This window comes from Methylophaga sp. UBA1464 (assembly GCF_002325665.1).
GTDB lineage: Bacteria > Pseudomonadota > Gammaproteobacteria > Nitrosococcales > Methylophagaceae > Methylophaga.
Genome location: NZ_DCSO01000061.1, coordinates 7,830 through 9,773, shown reverse-complemented (window position 1 = coordinate 9,773; position 1,944 = coordinate 7,830). Strand labels below are relative to the sequence as shown.

2 protein-coding genes and 1 pseudogene are annotated in these 1,944 nt (G+C 50.4%); 1 reads left to right on the top strand and 2 read right to left on the bottom strand.

Translation table 11 applies throughout. The annotated features are described in order from the left end of the window. Nucleotides 1-163: 163 nt before the first annotated feature. Nucleotides 164-973, top strand: a complete 810-nt coding sequence (gene dapB, locus B3O33_RS07540) for a 4-hydroxy-tetrahydrodipicolinate reductase (RefSeq protein ID WP_292360620.1) — start codon at nt 164-166, stop codon at nt 971-973. Nucleotides 974-977: 4 nt separating this feature from the next. Here the strand turns inward: dapB and B3O33_RS07535 are convergent, their stop codons facing one another. Beyond that, a complete protein-coding gene (locus B3O33_RS07535) occupies nt 978-1,556 on the bottom strand; it encodes a tetratricopeptide repeat protein (protein WP_292360618.1) in 579 nt (192 codons plus the stop codon). Nucleotides 1,557-1,564: 8 nt separating this feature from the next. After that, nucleotides 1,565-1,944, bottom strand: a pseudogene (locus B3O33_RS07530) (penicillin-binding protein 1B); the annotation flags it as partial.

The window sequence follows — 1,944 nt, the reverse complement described above, 5'->3', positions numbered from 1 at the left end:
CGATGGAAGGTTCCGGGGCAACCCACAGTCCAAAACATGACTCGTGGCTTGACGCCGTAAAACGTTTTTTTGAATAAGATATTTGCCAATAGGAAGCTGACTGGGCTATTTTTGCCAGCCAGCTTTTTTATTTTCTAAAAAACCGCCATTAAGGATATTCGTCATGGCCATTAACATTGCTATCAACGGCGCCGCTGGCCGTATGGGCCGTTGCCTGATTCAAGCCGTCGCGGAAACCGAAGGGTTACAACTATCCGCTACTATTGATCGGCCAGAGTCTTCACTGATTGGTGTGGATGCCGGCGAATTAGCCGGTGTAGGAAAACTGGGCGTTCTGTTGTCAGCTGATCTGGAACTGGCGACTCAGCAATCCGATGTGATTATTGACTTCACTATCCCTGAGGCCACCATGGCATTGTTGCCATTATGTGCCAAAAATCAATGTCGTCCGGTCATTGGTACAACGGGGTTTGATGACACTCAGAAACAGATTATTCAACACACCGCCGATCAGATTGCCAGCTTGTTAGCTCCGAATATGAGTGTTGGCGTCAACCTTTCCCTCAAATTGCTCGATATGGCCGCCCGCGTTTTAGGCGATAGCGTCGATATCGAGATCATTGAGGCGCATCACCGTCATAAAGTAGATGCACCTTCCGGCACCGCTTTACGAATGGGTGAAGTTGTCGCTGAAGCTTTGGGCCGCGATCTGAAAGAATGTGCTATTTATGGTCGTGAAGGCCGTACCGGTCAGCGCGATCGCAATACCATTGGTTTTGCGACAGTCCGCGCCGGAGATATCGTCGGCGATCACACAGTATTATTTGCTGCCGAAGGCGAGCGGGTGGAAATTACCCATAAAGCCTCAAGCCGCATGACATTTGCCTATGGGGCGATGCGTGCCTCAAAGTGGCTGATGCAGCAGCAAACGGGGTTGTTTGATATGCAGGATGTATTGGACCTGCGTAATTAAATAACTAGTAGCGCGCGGCCTGTTCGCGCGCTGATTTTGCACCCGCTCTATCACCCGACTTAGTACGGATTTCGGCTAGCAATAACCAAAAACGTTTCTGTTGGGCATTATCTCCCTGCGCATAAGACACCCCTTTTAAAGCCACCTGTTCCGCTAAGCGATAATCTTCGAGTTCATAATGTGTCTGGGCTAATTGGTAATAAACCTTGGGATCCCGCGGTGAAATTCGTTGTGCACGTTGCAAACGGGATTGAGCTGCAGACATATTACCCTGCTGTTGATATTTTTCAGCATCACTTAGTAAAGCCAGAACTGCCGGGTTACTGGGGGCTGGTGCCGGTTTGGTTGCTGGCAGCAGCTCCTCTGCTGATGTCGATTCACCCGGGGGCATGGGTATGCCCTGAGGAGTAGCTGGTTGGGTAGGGTCAGCCTTTGTTTGTGCTGAGTCCGGTGTCTGCGGGCGAGATGGCACGTCCCGGCTGTCAACCGGTGGTTTTTGTGTGACCGGAGCCGTAGTACAAGCCGATAAAAACAGGACCAGCCAGGTCATGATAAAAAAAGATTTTGATATGGTGTGTCGCATTGGAAAACCTATCTGAAAATATCTTTGACCCAGTCGATTGACCGCTTGATTGGGTTTTCAATAAAAGTTTCTTCTGGCATGGCGCAGGCTGCAGTTTCAGTCGGTTGCGTGCCGGATATAAACGGTATCTGTGTCGCATTCTCGCATAATCCATCAGCGAGTTTTCCGCTTAACGGATCAATCCAGAGCATTTCAATGCCCTCAGGCATTGCCGGTTCATAGGATTGTAACGGTTCTTGAGCAATAAACCTTGTCCACGCGCGCAAGGCACCATTAGAGCCGGTAATTGGCATTGGGCTGTTATCATCCAGTCCCAGCCAGACTACCGCCAGGCGGTTGCCAGTAAAGCCGGCAAACCAGCTGTCGCGTTGTTGATCCGAGGTGCCGG

Excerpts from the sequence above, each read along its gene's own strand:
- dapB (WP_292360620.1), top strand. The coding sequence starts at position 164 with ATGGCCATTAACATTGCTATCAACGGCGCCGCTGGCCGTATGGGCCGT.
- B3O33_RS07535 (WP_292360618.1), bottom strand. The coding sequence starts at position 1,556 with ATGCGACACACCATATCAAAATCTTTTTTTATCATGACCTGGCTGGTC.